Source organism: Dyadobacter sp. (assembly GCF_051859145.1).
Classification (GTDB): domain Bacteria; phylum Bacteroidota; class Bacteroidia; order Cytophagales; family Spirosomataceae; genus Dyadobacter.
Genome location: NZ_JBHYGF010000401.1, coordinates 1 through 16,245 on the forward strand (window position 1 = coordinate 1; position 16,245 = coordinate 16,245).

The 16,245-nt window shown below is 40.2% G+C and carries 12 protein-coding genes and 2 pseudogenes; 2 read left to right on the forward strand and 12 right to left on the reverse strand.

The annotated features are described in order from the left end of the window. Positions 1-434: 434 nt before the first annotated feature. Both ACTIE6_RS20150 and ACTIE6_RS20155 read left to right on the forward strand, forming a co-directional pair. A pseudogene (locus tag ACTIE6_RS20150) lies at positions 435-1,466 on the forward strand (Tn3 family transposase). Between the two features lie 99 nt (positions 1,467-1,565). After that, a pseudogene (locus ACTIE6_RS20155) lies at positions 1,566-1,760 on the forward strand (transposase); the annotation flags it as partial. Positions 1,761-1,889: 129 nt separating this feature from the next. On the opposite strand, the gene ACTIE6_RS20160 reads toward ACTIE6_RS20155, so the two are convergent. The 12 genes from ACTIE6_RS20160 to ACTIE6_RS20215 form a co-directional block, all read right to left on the reverse strand. Continuing rightward, the gene (locus ACTIE6_RS20160) at positions 1,890-4,211 is read right to left on the reverse strand and encodes a multicopper oxidase domain-containing protein (RefSeq protein ID WP_082218020.1); all 2,322 of its coding nucleotides are present in this window, start codon (positions 4,209-4,211) and stop codon (positions 1,890-1,892) included. 603 nt (positions 4,212-4,814) lie between these two features. Further along, positions 4,815-5,126: a hypothetical protein gene (locus ACTIE6_RS20165; RefSeq protein ID WP_082218019.1), complete on the reverse strand. Its 312-nt coding sequence runs from the start codon at positions 5,124-5,126 to the stop codon at positions 4,815-4,817. 39 nt (positions 5,127-5,165) lie between these two features. Beyond that, the gene (locus ACTIE6_RS20170; RefSeq protein ID WP_131962168.1) at positions 5,166-5,747 is read right to left on the reverse strand and encodes a hypothetical protein; all 582 of its coding nucleotides are present in this window, start codon (positions 5,745-5,747) and stop codon (positions 5,166-5,168) included. Between the two features lie 371 nt (positions 5,748-6,118). Then, positions 6,119-7,501 carry an NAD-dependent succinate-semialdehyde dehydrogenase gene (locus tag ACTIE6_RS20175; protein WP_082218017.1) on the reverse strand — a complete coding sequence of 461 codons (1,383 nt, stop codon included), beginning with the start codon at positions 7,499-7,501 and terminating at the stop codon, positions 6,119-6,121. A gap of 413 nt (positions 7,502-7,914) precedes the next feature. After that, positions 7,915-8,130, reverse strand: coding sequence for an SHOCT domain-containing protein (locus ACTIE6_RS20180; RefSeq protein WP_082218016.1), 216 nt, complete (start codon positions 8,128-8,130; stop codon positions 7,915-7,917). 689 nt (positions 8,131-8,819) lie between these two features. Continuing rightward, positions 8,820-9,590 (reverse strand): cytochrome c3 family protein, encoded by a 771-nt coding sequence (locus ACTIE6_RS20185; protein WP_082218015.1) that lies wholly within the window; start codon positions 9,588-9,590, stop codon positions 8,820-8,822. After that, positions 9,587-10,348: a hypothetical protein gene (locus ACTIE6_RS20190; RefSeq protein WP_082218014.1), complete on the reverse strand. Its 762-nt coding sequence runs from the start codon at positions 10,346-10,348 to the stop codon at positions 9,587-9,589. Before ACTIE6_RS20190 ends, ACTIE6_RS20185 begins: the two co-directional genes overlap by 4 nt. A gap of 23 nt (positions 10,349-10,371) precedes the next feature. After that, the gene (locus ACTIE6_RS20195; RefSeq protein WP_439558355.1) at positions 10,372-12,381 is read right to left on the reverse strand and encodes an FAD-binding oxidoreductase; all 2,010 of its coding nucleotides are present in this window, start codon (positions 12,379-12,381) and stop codon (positions 10,372-10,374) included. A gap of 29 nt (positions 12,382-12,410) precedes the next feature. Continuing rightward, positions 12,411-13,286, reverse strand: a complete 876-nt coding sequence (locus tag ACTIE6_RS20200) for a hypothetical protein (protein ID WP_439558356.1) — start codon at positions 13,284-13,286, stop codon at positions 12,411-12,413. 611 nt (positions 13,287-13,897) lie between these two features. After that, positions 13,898-14,281 carry a DUF6799 domain-containing protein gene (locus ACTIE6_RS20205; protein WP_082218011.1) on the reverse strand — a complete coding sequence of 128 codons (384 nt, stop codon included), beginning with the start codon at positions 14,279-14,281 and terminating at the stop codon, positions 13,898-13,900. Between the two features lie 763 nt (positions 14,282-15,044). Then, positions 15,045-15,506 (reverse strand): hypothetical protein, encoded by a 462-nt coding sequence (locus ACTIE6_RS20210; protein ID WP_082218010.1) that lies wholly within the window; start codon positions 15,504-15,506, stop codon positions 15,045-15,047. A 174-nt stretch (positions 15,507-15,680) separates the two neighbouring features. Then, positions 15,681-16,025: a four-helix bundle copper-binding protein gene (locus ACTIE6_RS20215; RefSeq protein ID WP_082218009.1), complete on the reverse strand. Its 345-nt coding sequence runs from the start codon at positions 16,023-16,025 to the stop codon at positions 15,681-15,683. Between the last annotated feature and the right edge of the window lie 220 nt (positions 16,026-16,245).

Below are 16,245 nucleotides of genomic sequence, written 5' to 3' on the forward strand. Positions count from 1 at the left end.
CATCGAAAAAGTGATAGAACGTATTATTATGGATATCCATAATTAACCCGCTAGAAAATTATTAGAGACAACTTTTACAAGTTAACCGGGAAATGTGCCCCATTTTCGTTTGGTAGGCCGGTTTCTGGGGGGCAGCCAACATTCCTGATGATAAGCCTGGTTTAGTTATTGAGCAGATTGTAGACTTCTATCGAGAACTCTTAATTAAGGATTGATTATAAGCTTAAATTCTTTCGTGTCTAACTAACGTCCGTCTTGACCCAAACTACATAGAACCAAGTAAAAGCAAATTCAGTACCTGCGCAAAACGTTGTTATCCCAGAATGCATCCGATCTGGACTTATTTATGAACAATGCTTTGCATAATTATTTGGCTAAGAGCAATGAATAATTTCAAACCGCTATTTTTCGTCCATTTGTAACGAGAACCTCTAATACAGGCAAATGATAAAGTACTTGCTTTTAGCAACAGCTTACCACTTACCGAGCATTTCAGAAAAGATACTGACTTTATTCACACGTCCAGTGACGGTCAAAAGTTCGATGTATCGGTTGCGTCGCTGGTAGCTTCTCTTTCCTTTAAGTATTTTGGAAACGGAAGGGGTGTAACAATGTATTCTTTTCTGGATGAAGCGGGGCAGTTATTTTATTCAACTGTATTCAGCGCAGCAGAACCGGAATCACATTATGTCCTGGATGGTTTGACCCACAATGAAGTGATCATTCCCAATGCGCATTCTACAGACACCCACGGTTTTAGTGAACCGGTATTTGCTGTAACTGGACTTTTAGGCGTTGAATTCCGTCCACGGTTTGCAAGGTTTCATCATCAACAACTATATTCAATTGACGAAGCGCGGACTTACCGTGAGCTGAATTATAAGATTGTTCCTGGTCTTAAAATTAATCTGGTGCATCTGGAAAATCATTGGGATGAAATTTTGAGACTCGTTTGTACGATCAAACTGGGGTATGCCAAGGCATCAACTTTGTTAAGGCGTTTAAACTCGTATTCGAAACAGCACCCGCTTTACAGAGCCCTTAAAGATTTGGGAAGGCTCTACAAAACAGCATACATTTATCAATATATGGATGATTAGTTAATCCGGAAATCCGTGTCTGGATCACTGTCGAAAATTGAGAGCAGCAACAACTTTTCCAAAGCCATCACCGTAGGCAATAACCAGGAACTGATCTGGGCTACCCGAAAAGAACAATTGACAGCGGAAGGATGTAAAAGACTGATAGCAAATGCGGTAAACACTTATAATCTGTTGTTGTTATCCGAAAAACTGGTAGCAGCTGAGTCCGAACAAGACAGGCAGATCTTGTTGAAGAAAATCCTTGCAACTTCTACCCACAGCTGGGCACATATCAACCTGGTGGGAGAATACGACTTCTCGGATGGTAAGGACTACAAAATGTTTGATTTAAGCTCGATTATGGATTTAAATCTAACGCCTTAGAATTCATTAGTCCGGACAAATGGTAAATATAATTGCTACGCGAAAGTCGTGACGGTTTTTCTCCCTTTCTTTAGTTTACCCCAGCCTTTTGTTTTTCGTAAAACTAGAAAAAGAATTGAGACCCTCTTTTCACAACTCTGTGATCAGTTTATGATCAGAAGAAATTATGCCAAGAGTTTTGAAGGATTTAAGACCAGAGTTCTGGCCAAAATCACGGCCTTGACTTCGATTCAATATATCAACAAATACTTGTTCAAAAGGAACATCAACAATATTAAAATTCAGATTACTTAGTTTCACCCAACGGGTTCACCAACATTCATTATTATCATTTCCAATGCAGCACAAAGTAATGTCTTAGCCTGAAAAAAATAGCTGCCAACATTAACGCGGAGATTACGTACTATTTTCATTATTTCTTGATTAATAACGAATGCTTATACCCGCACCAATTCCGTAATCACTATCATACAAAGCACTGATTGAAAATGTGCGGCTGAAAAAATACCGGAGCCCCATTAAATATTCTTTGTCAGTATTTATCTTACCATCAAAAAATATTCTTGTAGTAATGGGCATATCCCTTCGTTGCAACTGTGCCCGGAAGCGGCCCGTCGGATCTGCCCGGACTTCGGCTTCAACAAAAAAGGGCAAGAGATATATTAAGCCGACTTCAAATTGCCTACGGTTGTCTTTTGTATTCAATTTGTCTTTTGGATCTGTGATCACTTCTTTATTCCTACGATAATCATAGCCTATAAAAGCGGCGAAATAATCCTGTTTGTCAATAAATCGCAACAAGTGGGCTTCCGTTTCGAAATTACCCTTCCAGTTTACCCGCCCTTCAAAACGAAACTGGGTTTTATTATTGGATACAAAGCTTTCGAGAAAGGCCCCATTGGACAGCACATTTAAATCGCCCCACTTGTAAATTGCATTGTCTTCTTTTTTCAGCTCTTTGTAACCGGTTTTTGCAAACTCATTTTGCTCCGAGCCTTCGTAGCTTACAATGCGAGCCATGCCGGCAACCAAATGATATAAAATATGACAATGAAAGAACCAGTCTTTTTCTTCATTGGCTAAAAACTCGATGGTGACTGTTTCCATCGGTTGTATATCGAACGTGTGCTTGAGTGGTGAGTAATCGCCCTGTGCATTTATTAAACGGAAGAAGTGCCCGTGCAGGTGCATTGGATGCCGCATCATCGTGTTGTTAAACATTTTGAACCTCACTACCTCACCCTTTTTTATCATGATGTTATCGGATTTAGAAAGAGGCTTATCATCAAACGACCAGATGTAGCGTATCATGTTGCCGGTAAGCGTTAAGGGAACCGTACGTACTGATAGATTTTCATCAAATGCAGTTGGCTGTATGGAGCGCAGCATATCGTAAGTAAGCGTGCCAGCACTTTTACCGTTGTCCATCTTCATGCCAGCCATGTCTGATTTTTCCGTTGCAGCAGTAGCTTCTTTTTTTGAGCCCATATCCATACCATCCATTTTCGTTACCTCGTCCTCTTTCTTCCTCATATCCATGCCGGGCACTGAGCTACTTTTTTTATCTTCATTGCCCATGTCCATGCCTTCCATGGAGGTTCCTTTTTTACCAGAACCAGCCATATCCATTTTGTTTCTTTCCCTTAACATAGCAAAATAATCCAGCGCAGGAATGTTGGGTGCAGCCACCTTTTTACCACTTCCAAAATAAACCGAACTATAGCCTGAAATATCAGCAGCCGTAGCCCTTAATTCATAAGCGCCTTCCGCAGGAATGGTAATGAGCACATCATACGTTTCAGCAATAGGAAAATCAATCTTATCAATTTTTACTGGCCTTACATCAATACCATCCGCAGCAACGACTGTCATTGGGCCACCAGCAAATTGTATGTTAAAATAAGAACCGGCAGCGCCATTGATAAGCCTTAGTAAAATTGTTTCGCCCGGTTTAAATTCCGGGTACTCGCTTGATTGCCGTCCGTTGGCAAGAAAGGCGTTGTAATACACATCGGATACATCCATCGGCGGCATGCGTCCCCATTCTTGTTTTGCCTTATCGCCTAAGTATCCTTTTACCAATGCTTCACCCCAGCTTTGCACGGAGTTTCTTTTAATGCCATACCATTCGTAACCCGCCTTCAGCGAACGCACAACGGTTGACATGTCTTCGTTAGTCCAGTCAGAGAACAAAATCACTTTTTCTTTTTGAGCCATCTTGTCTGCGGGATAGATAACGATACCTCCATAAAGACCTACCTGCTCCTGAAGCGCAGTGTGCGAATGATACCAGTACGTGCCGTTTTGAATAACAGGAAACGAAAATGTATAGGTACTGCCTGGCTCAATCGGTGGAGTAGTCAGATAAGGAACGCCGTCTGCCTCGTTGGGCAAAAGCAAGCCATGCCAGTGAATAGATGTTTCCTCTTTCATCAAATTTCGAACATGAATAATAGCCGTATCGCCTTTAGTAAAATATAACGTAGGTGCAGGTATGGTGCCGTTAATGGCAATGGCGGGTTTTAATTTTCCTTTTGCAAAAGTTACAAGCGTATCGGTAACATCAAGATAGTAGGCTACGGCTTTACCGGGAACTTTTAATGTTGCTGTTTTTGGCATGTTCATACCATCCATGTTATCACTTCCTTTTTCCTGAGGTTTTGGCATGTCCATACCTTTCATATCCTGCGAAAATGTAGCAGAATAGATTGTCATTACTGCGGCTATTAAAAGTATCTTTTTCATTGTGTAACCTTTATGTTGTTGTTACCAGTTGCCTTATTGCTACTTCATTTACCCTTCAAGCCTGATAAATTTTTGCAAAGTTGAACCTATTTTGTTTACCTGAACTTCTGGGTCAGTCATTTGTTTTTCAATTAAACATCGTTGTGTCACTCACTTGTACTTGCACCGCTTTTCTCATCATTTTCAAACGAACTTGTTTCAAAAACTTATGAAGCAATCCCCTCACGTAAGCTCACAACTAACTCATAGCTTAAATCTTTGATAAGCCTGTTTCTATTCATACATCAGTTTGCTTAGTAATGCTTTGCAATGGTGAGTGGTTGAACCTTCTGTACAAGAGTGCGATGCAATGGCTGCTTCATGGCAGCAATAAGGCCGGGCTCATATAAATGAATTTCATATTGTCTCGTGGCATTAAAGTACCTCTGTCTTTTCGCCTAAATCTTGTGAAATAAGAAATGGTTGGTCGCTACTCCGCTCATACGCAAAGCCCGCCTCACATGCCTTCTTTTTTAGAGGCAGCAAGAGATATAAAATCCGTGTCAATAATAACTTCGCTTGTTATAAAGTCGCCCGTCCGGTTTTAGTAGCCGGAGAAACCCATCAGCGCACGGGCTGATCCGGAATTTCCCCGAGGGTTCCTATCATGTACACAGCATTAAATACGGCATCCTGATAAAGCGGTATTTTGCGCATCTCCAAACTTTGCCCGTATGTTGATAACGTGCCTTTTTGTTGCCAGGTGGTCAAGTGCATCAGCATCTTCCGCTGTATATCCAGAACATCGAGTGTACCTCCCGGTAGCAAAGCCTCCGCTACAGGGCAGCGCCTGAATGCCGGGACCCGGTCCAACTTCCAAAAATTTCTCGCCGGACCGTGGTTCCAGAATTTGTTATAGAAAAAATTAATATTCATTACTCTCTTTAAACAATGCCCTGGTGTTCGCCGTATAATTCATTCTGATAATTTTAAAGATAGTCCAATCATAATAAAATTCATGTTCAGATAATTGAGTGGTTTAGAAAATCTGATTGATTTCGCTTGTATGAAGGTTTCTAACCTTTTGCTTGTTTTGTGAGTTAGCCCCAAGGCAATTCCTGCGGCAATACCAACATCTTTAAAATCTGAAACAAAAGAAAAGGTTGGCATCACATATGGAGTGATGATCTTGTTATCATAATAAAACATCCCATTCAGATTAATAAAAGCATCAGTATTATTCTTTATGGTTGGATTATTTAATCCATACATTATACTGCTAAAGTGCCAAACCTCAGCAGAAGCGCCCCAGCTAAAAAAATTCTTGTTGTTCATTTTCCAAAATCCCGTTTCTACATCCAATGCCGGACTGAAATAAGTATCCTCCATTGAGGGTGAAAAAAACACTCCTGTATTCAGAAAATACATTGGCGGATTAGTCGCTTTTAGTGCTTGCGCAGACAGTTGTTGGTTATTTATTATCATGGCAGCTAAAAGAAACAATTGCCAATTCTTTCGAATTTTAATTAATCGCGATAGCATTTCTACAACACACATACATTTTCATTATTCAAATTCAACATGGGAAAGCATCATTGGCGATTTTGCGTACCGTTGAATGTCATTTGGTTCGCTCTGGTAAATGTTCATTGCTGCCTGTTATACAAAATGCACAAGAGTGCGACGCAACGATGATTAAAGTGACATTTCCTGGTACATAAAAATCCTACTTAAAAAATTCTTTTTCAGCCGCATCAGCTTCTGCTCTAATTGTAATAAAAGAACAAAAGTCGTTTTCTTGTTTATTTTTTAGCACCGACATTTGTTTGTCTGTCAAGCATCCATATATCACTCCCGTGGACTTTTATGGTTCTATTCAGCAGGAAATAAATAGCTTTGAAATGAATAACAGCGCTATTTAGAGATTATTAAAAAGGGTCGGTTAGTTCGCTTGTGCGAATAAGTTTTTTGTTTACAAATTCATCAATACCTAACTCTGATAACTCACGTCCGTAACCTGAACGCTTGGTGCCCCCAAAAGGCAAATCAGCTTGTGTCCATGTAGGGTGATTAATGAAAACCATTCCGGTATCAATCTGGTCAGCCACCCGCTGGCCTCGTTCAATGTCTTGCGTGAAAACAGAACCGCCTAAACCAAATGGTGAGTCATTAGCAAGGTCAATAGCAGCCTGCTCATTTTTGACGCGGTAAAAAGAGGCAACCGGTCCAAACAACTCTTCCAGATATGCAGGATTGCCTGGTTTAATATCGGTGAGAATAGTAGGTTGCATAAAAGCGCCAGGGCGGTCAACACGCTTGCCACCTATCAATACTTTTGCTCCTGCATCTACAGCCCGCTTGACCTGGTCGGCTAACTGTACTGCTGCGCCTTCACTACTCAGGGGTCCTAATTCAGTAGTCTTGTCCATTGGGTCGCCGACCACTATATTAGACAACCGGTTTTTGAATCGTTCCAGGAACTCGTCGGCCACAGCTTCTACGGCAATAAACCGTTTAGATGCCACACAACATTGCCCGTTATTATTCATTCTACCCACAACTGCCCATTCAACTGTCTTTTCAATATCGGCATCTTCCAATATGATAAAGGCGTCGCTTCCCCCCAATTCAAGAACAGATTTTTTTAAATTTTTGCCGGCTTCAGATGCTACGCTTGCCCCCGCTTCCTCGCTGCCAGTAAGGGAAACCCCTTTAATTCTTTTATCGCGCACTAATACCGAAGCGCGGCTGCCTGATATCAAAAGGTTGGTATAAATGCCCGGTGCGGCACCCGCTTCTTTGAACAATTCTTCTATGGTGATGGCGCATTGAGGCACGATGGACGCATGTTTTACCAGCACTGTATTGCCTATCATTATGTTAGGCGCGGCAAAACGGGCCACCTGGTAATATGGAAAGTTCCACGGTTCTACACCTAACAGCACACCTACTGGGCTGTGGCGGATAAACGCTTTTCCATGTTCGGGGCTAAGATTTTTATCGGCGAGAAAGACGGCACCATTGTCGGCGTAGTAATCAAAAATATCAGCACTTAAAACTATTTCAGCTTCCGCCTGGGAGATGAGTTTGCCCATCTCCAAAGTGATTGTTGTTGCCAATGCTTCTTTTTTTTCGCGCATCAAGTCAGCTACCTTGTGCAATAAACGGGCACGTTGCTCGTAAGTGGTTCTTTTCCAGTCGCCAAATGCTGTTAAGGCTTGTGCTACAGCAGCATCCACTGCCTCCTCTGTCATTTCTTCAAAAGTCTTGAGCGCAAGGTTTGTTGTGGGATTAATTGTTTGAATAGACATGTTTATTTCTTTTTAGTTTGATTAATATTTCAAGTTCTTTGCCTTCTCGTATTCATTTTTTGAATCGCACAGAAGAACAATTTTTTAACACCGTGAGACTGTGCAAAAACTAGGGGCTAGTTATGCTTTGCCATAACAGAAAGGCCGGTAAAGAAGACAAATGCCGAAACGGTCAGCACAATTAGGGATATGCTCACAACTGTTTATCATTTAAATCATTTTAGACCAAATCCTTTTGCCTATTTTCTCCATTCTGTGTTCTTGGGCAAATATTACACATGAACTTAAAGAAAAGGCAGCAATGAAAGGCAGTAGCTTCTTCATACATTTCCACAGCTAAACCTGATGGTTACCGGTTTAAAAGAAAATCATTTATCTTTAACAGATAGATTTGTTGCAGTTATTTAATATGGTTAAACTACCCGCAAAATTTTTTTATGCTCCTGGTATTCTTCCTTTGTTATTTGTCCTGAAGCGAAACGCTTCTGCAAAATGTCAAGAGGAGTATCTTTCTTTTTTCGCTGACCTGGAATATTGTAAGGCGTAGCAAAAATCCAGAAAATTAATCCTAGCCAAATGAACCACCATATAAAGTGCATTCCCACGAACTGATAACCGCTGTTATACATTTTTTTGTTTTTAAAATTAGAAGATTAACTATGAGAAGTCTTTAAACGGAATAGATGGAAGCAGTTATTGTAACCACTTCAAAACAAGCTATTTAAATTTGATTAAAAGTAGAACCTCTTCTTTCAGCGCTTTATGATAGTGGTCATGTTTGGAAATGACAATCCTCAATTTTATTTTTTTACAACCCGGTATCCATACCTATGTATTTAATCAATCCTCATAAGTGGTTTTCCCTTCATAGCAAAGTTCCTCTTATTGATACGAATAATCTTACATACCTTTGGGTTTAAGTTGCATAATTTACTGATATAAAAATGAGAGAACGGATACAAGTCACGGTTACAGCGAAAGTGCTTTGTTCATTGTAAACTAAGGTTGTTATTAAACAGACCTTTGCTATTGATTATATACCTGCACCCTTCCTCCATCTACCACCAGAACAGTGCCATTGATAAAGCTTGCTTATTTGATGCTAAAAAGCAAAATAGCAGCAGCAATTTCAGGGCTTACCAATGGTGCCTTCGATTTTTTCAATACCGCTTTTTACATTAGGCTTTTTCCTAGCATTGGCGCATCCACAGCGCCATAAAGCTCAGATAGCATTGGCCATCGATTAGCATTTGACTATAGTCGATTATTTTCATTTCATTGGTTTTATGAAGTATAGCAGATGCTTATTCAATGTGTTTTAATGGTGTTTATAAAAACCCACTCCCTGGATATCATTCCATGAAGTTGTTTTATGGCAAGAATAACATTGATTAACTAAAACAGCTTCGCAACAACCGTTCCCTTTTTCATCACTTCGGGCGGCAACCTTTTTAGAAACCATTTCGAAGTGCATCATATAGTGGCTCGGCGGAGCCTGGTGGCATTGGGAACAATTAATAGAAAGTACCGACGGATGCTGGAACTCAGGAATTGTCCACTGGGTAGCGGCATGGCAGGATGCACAATTATTGCCCATCAAACCAAGATGCTTATCTTTTGTGCCGTGGCAGGTGGCACAATTAAGTTTTGCAATCTGATCTGAAACCAGCGGGTGGTCAGCCGGTATGATTGATTCATCTAACTGAAAAGATTTTTTTTCATCGCCAATTATTTTTTCACCAAGAAGCGCCATTGCCTCGTGGTCCATCACCCGCAAATTCGCATCTGGGCCCTGGTGTTCAATATGACAGGAGGAACAATTGCCGATCACACCGTGAAAAGCAGTGGGCTGCCGCTCTAGTAAGGCCTTGTTATCGCCATGGCAGGTGATACATTTTGCATTGTCGACACCCATTGTAGCCGTGTGGCAGGTTGCACAATTGGCTGAAAGCATTTCATGGGCAGAAGACAATTTACCTGGACTTGCTTGTGCTTGCCAGCTATTTTTTTCTGTAAAATCAAAATTACCGTAGTGAGAAACTACCGCTATGTAAAATATAAGAATAAGTATGCCAATTAATTTTTTCATCTAAGATATCTTAACCCAAAATAAATGGCTGACCAAATATGCAGTATCAGTAAAATATAAAACGCAGAAGATGTGATGATATGGATTTTTAACCATCGGGCTGTTCTTCGTTTTAGTAATTCGTGTGTTTTAATAGCATATTCAAGATCCGCAATGGACTCAGTCAAAAGCAAAGCCCGGTGCGATAGCAGGGATTTAGGATCTGTAGCAATACCCTGAGTGCCTACAAAGCTGTTGAAGGCACGGCTTATCAAATTATTGGAGACAACATGACTCGCCCCTGATTCTGGTTGCTTACCTATCTCATTAATTAACTGGTTGTATTGCGTAGCCAAAAGGTTGAGTTCAGCTTGTTTCTCATTGACTTCTTTTGATGAATAACTAAGAAAATACCTTCCTGTAAAACCACTTAATACCGTAAGCATCATCATTACGGTAAGCCATATACCAAGATTGCTTTCGAATCGGTGGCCCGTGTGGAGTATAGCAAGAATGGCACCAACGATGCTTGTATAAACATGCCAGGTAAGTAATGTGCCCATTGAAATACGCTTTGTAATTTTTTCTTTAAAAAAAGGTATCCGTTTGGTGGCTGAATATAAAAGAGGCGGCACAATCATCAGCAAAGCGGCTGTAATTGCCAGTATGCCACCGGTAAGGCTACCTGCAAACCGTGGAGACTGATGCACCAAAAAGCCTAACCACAAAATAAGTTGTAGTATAAGCATGGAGACCATGATGGTGCGTTCCCGTTTCATTTATGTATTCCTTTCGTAAAAATTTAAGCATCAACTGAAACAGCTTCGGTTGCCTTTGCCTGACAAGCCAAAATTATATTTTCCGCCTTATCCTCCTCTGTCAATGCATCTTCTACGGCCATGGTCACCATACCTGAAATCAACTTTATTTTGCACACACCGCATGTTCCAACGCGGCAGGAATAATCGATGTTAACGCCGGCCTCTTCCGATGCTTCGAGTACCGACTTATCCGCTGTAAGTACTGCTGTTTTATTTGATTTGACAAACGTGACCACCCCACCCTTATCTTGCTCAGGTGAAGCAGGTTCTTTATTCTGGGACACCGCAGCTTTTCCTTCTTCAGGTGTGGCAGCTGGCTGCGCTGCTTCACTTCCCTCTGGTGGTTTTACAGGAGCACCAGTTGGTTGTATCGGCGTTTTAGCTGCTGGTGGCGGGCCGGCAAATACCTCTACCATCACATTTTCCTTAGGCACTTTTAACGCATCCATCATCAATTTTACCGCATCCATCATGGGTTTTGGCCCGCAAATGTGAATCATACGGGATATAATATCCGGCACTCGTTCTGTTATTATTTCTTTAGTAATATGACCGGGGATAAAGTCCACCCCGGCCTCGCCTTGTTGTTGGCTAAGTACAAAAAACACATGTAAATTAGAGTAGCGTTTTTGCAGGTATAATAGTTCTTCTCGAAAAATAATACTGCTTTCATTCTTACATGTAAAGAAAAAATAAATTTCACCTTTCCAGGAGCGGTCTGTCAAATAACGGACGGCACTCATCATTGGCGTTAATCCTACGCCACCACCAATGAATACAGCGCTGTCTGCATGTGTTTCTGTAAAAGTGAATTTGCCAGAGGGCCCGGTAAACTGCATTAATTCTCCAATATGAACTTCGTTGTGCATATAATGCGAAACCGTTCCCTTCTCTTCGTGCTTCACCGTTATTTCGCAATATTCTGTATGTGTGGGCGAGGAAGCAATCGTATACGAACGTTTTACAGGTACACCCGCTGGATTAATGGTTACTGTAATGAACTGGCCGGGCAGGAAATTAAAGGGGATTTTTTTACCTCCTGGTTCTGTAAGGCGGAAAGTTTTTACATTGGGCGTTTCTAAAAAAATTTCTGCAACAAGCAAAGTACCTGTCCATGAATTTGGTTTTGATGGTGCACTATCGGGATTTACAGCAGGTGGTGCTCCGGCTTTATCAGCAGGGGAAGCAGTCGGAATAGTGCCCGGTTTATCTGCGGCAGATGCTGCACCTGATTTATCCGAACCTGGTGGTGGTACATCCTCTTTTGGATTGCCCGATAATTTTTCAACAAGTGCATTGGCACGTTTCATTTTGTGGAAATACATCCAAACCATCGTTACTGCAAACGCGGTGAGCAAAAACATGGTGATGTAATGAAACCAGGAAAGCCCCATAAAACTGTGCTTTTTTGCATTTTCGATGGCATTAAGGTTCATTTCCCTGTTAAACCATTGTAAAGCTGTAAGGCGTGGGTCTATACTTTCTGCTAATGCCCGCTGGCCTTCCAGGCCGCTTTCCAGCATCATTTGTCCGCGGTGCATCTGTTGGTTTGCTTCTTTGATAGCCTCCAGATCCTGCAAACGGGTGGCACCTGAAAGTTGTTTTAAACCTATATCCAGCAAGGCATTACCTTCGGTAATTTGCTTATTTGCTAACTGGTTTATTTCAATACGTTTTTCCGGGGTGAGCTCATTTGCCTGCATCAGTGTAGGATACATTTCCTTATTGGTAGGCTTGCCCATATCCTTCATCATATCGCCCATGCCTGCCCCCATTCCACTGGCTTTCTTACCAGCACCTATATCCTTCGTGGCACCGCTGGCATCTTTTGCATTTGCCATCTTATTCATTGAAGCAGCAGTATCTGCTGCTACTTTGTCGGGATGGTGGCCTGCATGCTCATCAGCAGTTTGTGCAATAGCGGAAAATGCAAAAACAGTAAAAATTATGCAGAAAAGAGCAGTAAAAATGATACAACGGAACAAATTCATCGTAGAATATTTATGGTCGTCTATTAAAATTACATATCATCATCCTTCATAGGCATTGGTTTTTTGTCTTTTTTCATTTTATCTGCGCCCATTCCCATCATGTCCATGCCCTTGTCCATCATATCCATACCCTTATCCATATCATCATCCATTATGGGCTTATCTGCTGGTCCCATAGCTTTGCTGGTCATACCTTTGCCCATATCCATCATATCCATGCCTTTATCCATCATATCCATATCATCAGACATGGGTTTATCGGCCATAACGTTGCTGTCTTTTCCCATCATTTCTTTACCCATGGTAATCATCGCCATACCTTTATCCATCATACTCATGCCGGTTTGCATCATCGGCTTATCCTTGTTTTTTAGTGCATGCTGGGTAATCATTTTGCCAGACTTAGCTACGTCTAATCCCTGATGAATCATATTCATTCCGTTATCACTCATATCCATATCTTTTCCTGCTGTCTTTTTTATGCTATCACCCATTGCCATTTTATCATCCATATCTTCATTTTCATGTTCAGGCCTATTCATGGTACTTTGTCCGGCTTTTACCATTTGCATTCCCTTATCCATTTCAGCCATCCCATTATCTATCATTGACTTATCATTGGCTTTTTCCCCTTTGTTAACCAGTTCGTTGCCGGATTTAATCATTTCCATTCCCTTATGGATTTCCTCAGTAACGTCGCCATTCCTTTGCACGTTAGATTGTGCAGTAGAGTCTGTTTTTAGACTATTATTAGTATTACTACCATTACAGCCAATGATGAAAGCAGACGCAAATAAAATAATGATGAAGCCCACCATTAATGACAAACCTGTACTTTTACTCTCTATAAATAGTCTACAACCTGTACCAAAAGAAATACGGCTTATTGAAATTGATGTTTCCATAATGATGATTTTTATCTGTTTTAAAATACTATGAGTTTCGAAAAATTAAATTTGTATTGTATACGATACCTTTCACTTAATTACTTACTTGGTGTCAATTCATTTCCATATCATTATGTTCGTTTTTCATTTGAAGACAGTGTAAGGCGCAACCACCATATTGTTTGTAGTTCCCATGGACCAGAAGAACCGTTTTCCCATTTTTATCTTTGACTTCACAAGTTCCATTCATTGGAGCAGAAACAGTTAAGCTATAAGTAGCTCCGCATTTGAGATGTTAAAGGTATGTACCATTTTTTCTATCTTCATTTGGTCATCATTACATGGTATTTCTTGACGTCTATCTCGTGTTTCTCTTCGTCCAACTTTATGTTATATCCGTTTTGTCATCATGGGCAAACATAACCGTACTAATTGAAAAGGTATCATCAGTATTGTATTCTTAATTTAAATTTTGGTGCTTCCATTTTGCTTTTGCTTATCAATAAGCATGTTCTTAAGATTATGATCTCTTTCAATGGTATTCCTTCAAAATGCTATGGGCACACCTTTATCCATTTTTATTTTTTGACACCGTAAACTTATAACGGAACCTTGCTCCAACTCTTCTATTACTGCATCTTCATTTTGCCCATTCTACCTTTCCTGGTTGATTTTCCCTTCAATGGCATCTTGCTTATCATTCCTTCCATGTCCATCATATCACCATTCTTCATTGTCATTGTTGCACCATCTTTGTTTGTATACATCCCGTCCGCCATCACCTTCGTACCATTTTGCATTGTCATTTCTTTATCCATAGGAATTTCTTCGCCATTTTTCATCATCTTCATTCGCCCATCCTTCATCATTATGTGGTCTTTCTTCATGTCCATTTTGTGATTCATTTTCATTTTTTCGCCCATTTTCGCCTGGGAGAATGCTGTGGTACTTAAAGCAAGAGCTATAATTAACATCAGTAAATTTTTCATCTTTTTATAAGTTGTGGCTTCCATAGTTTTGTAAATGGTTGCCTGTTTAAATAAATTATTTTACTATTTCTTTGACAACTCGACAATTATTTTCCAATTCTGGAACTATTAAAACTTCGCATCACCAATGCGATGACTACTACAATTAAAATTACTCCCAAAAGGATTTCTGTTATTGAGTAGGAAGAATTATTGTTTAAATTATCATGACCATTCCCAGATTCTGTGCAATTACGCCTAAACTGAAAGTAAAGGCTAAAAATAACATTGTTAGTTTTTGCATCTATTTATAAGTTTATCCGAATCGCTTCCTCAAAATATCAAGGGGAAATCTTTCTTACTTTGCTGACCGGGATAATGTATGGAGCTGCAAAAACTCCCAGAAAAAAGTACTATCCACACAAATCATGAAATGCATTGCTCCAAAAATTGAAACCATTATCTATTTCCATTTTTTTAGTTTTTAAACTCTCTTCTAAGGTTTCTTTGCAACTATGATTAGATTTACTATGGGTTAAAGATCGGTGCGCTTGTTTTTAAAAATATTGCAAAAGCCTGTTTAAAGGTTGTATATATCACATATTGTCTAAACTATTGGACTAAGTCCAATATCCTTTGCAAAATTCTGGTTATTATGCTGCATGATATTTAACACATTTTTTTAGTTTAATTATTACACGATCCATTCACGGGAAAAATGTTAATATGTTAATTATCAGACAATTAACATATTAATAAACTGATCCCTGACCTGAATGTGGGTGTGGCAAATATCACAAACTTTCAATCATTTCATCTTCATATCTTTGTGCGCGCTTTTCATCTGAAGACAATGCATCGCGCAGGCTCCATACTGCTTATAATTTTCATGAACCAAAAGCACGGTTTTTCCACTTGTATCTTTGACTTCGCATATCCCATTCATAGGGATAGATACTGTTAAGCTGTCAATGGCCCCGCTTTTTACATGATAAAGGTAAGTGCCGTTTTTTGCGGCTTTGCCCGAGGTTTTTCCTGTTATGGCATCGATTGCATTCCCGGCATCGTCGATGTGGGCGATTTTTACTCCTGCTGCATCTTTGATTATCCCATCACTGGTAACCCAGCCAATGTGTTTTCCTTTTGCATCAGTAATCTTTCCAGTTGCATCAATAGAAGGTACTGGCATTTTGTAATTTTGTGCATAAGAGCCATTTCCAGCTAAAAAAAGAAGAAATGCTAAAAAAAGAATAAATTGTTGCGTTTTCATTTGATTATCAGATATTTACGATTTCAACAAATCTACCTCAAAATACAGTATATAAACATGACAAGGATCAGTTTTTAATATGATCGGAATCCAACCAAATTGCCGTATCATCCAAAATAAAAACGGATAACCATTACTGATTATCCGTTATACTTTTTCGATAAAATATCTTCCTTACACCGGTGTGGCCATCTCCTCACACGCTTCAGCGCACCGTCGGCAAGCTTCTGCACATTGCCGGCAGTGATCCATACCCATTTCAGCGTGCTTTTCGCATTCTTCGGCACATGCTTTACAAACGTCTGCACAAACCCTGCATAGGTGTGCACTGAAACTACTTCCCAAACTCATTACTTCTGCCGCGCTGCGGCAAATAGCAGCACATTCCAGATCAAGCTGGATACATTTGGCCATATGGGCTACATGTTCTTCTTTTAAGCACTCTGTTGCACAGTGGCTGCAAGCTACTGCACATGCCACACAGGCATCAATACAGTCTTTGAATTGTTGATGTGCCATAAGGTATTTTTTTTATTTTTATATGAAAAATTATTTACTTCTGTTCGCTAGTAAAAATGCCTGGAACGCTGCAATTTCCTTGTTTTGTTCCTCAATAATCATCGTTGATAAGGTTTTCAGCTGAGCACTTTTACCCATTAATTTATCCGTTATACTTTTTCGATAAAATATCTTCCTTACACCGGTGTGGCCATCTCCTCACACGCTTCAGCGCACCGTC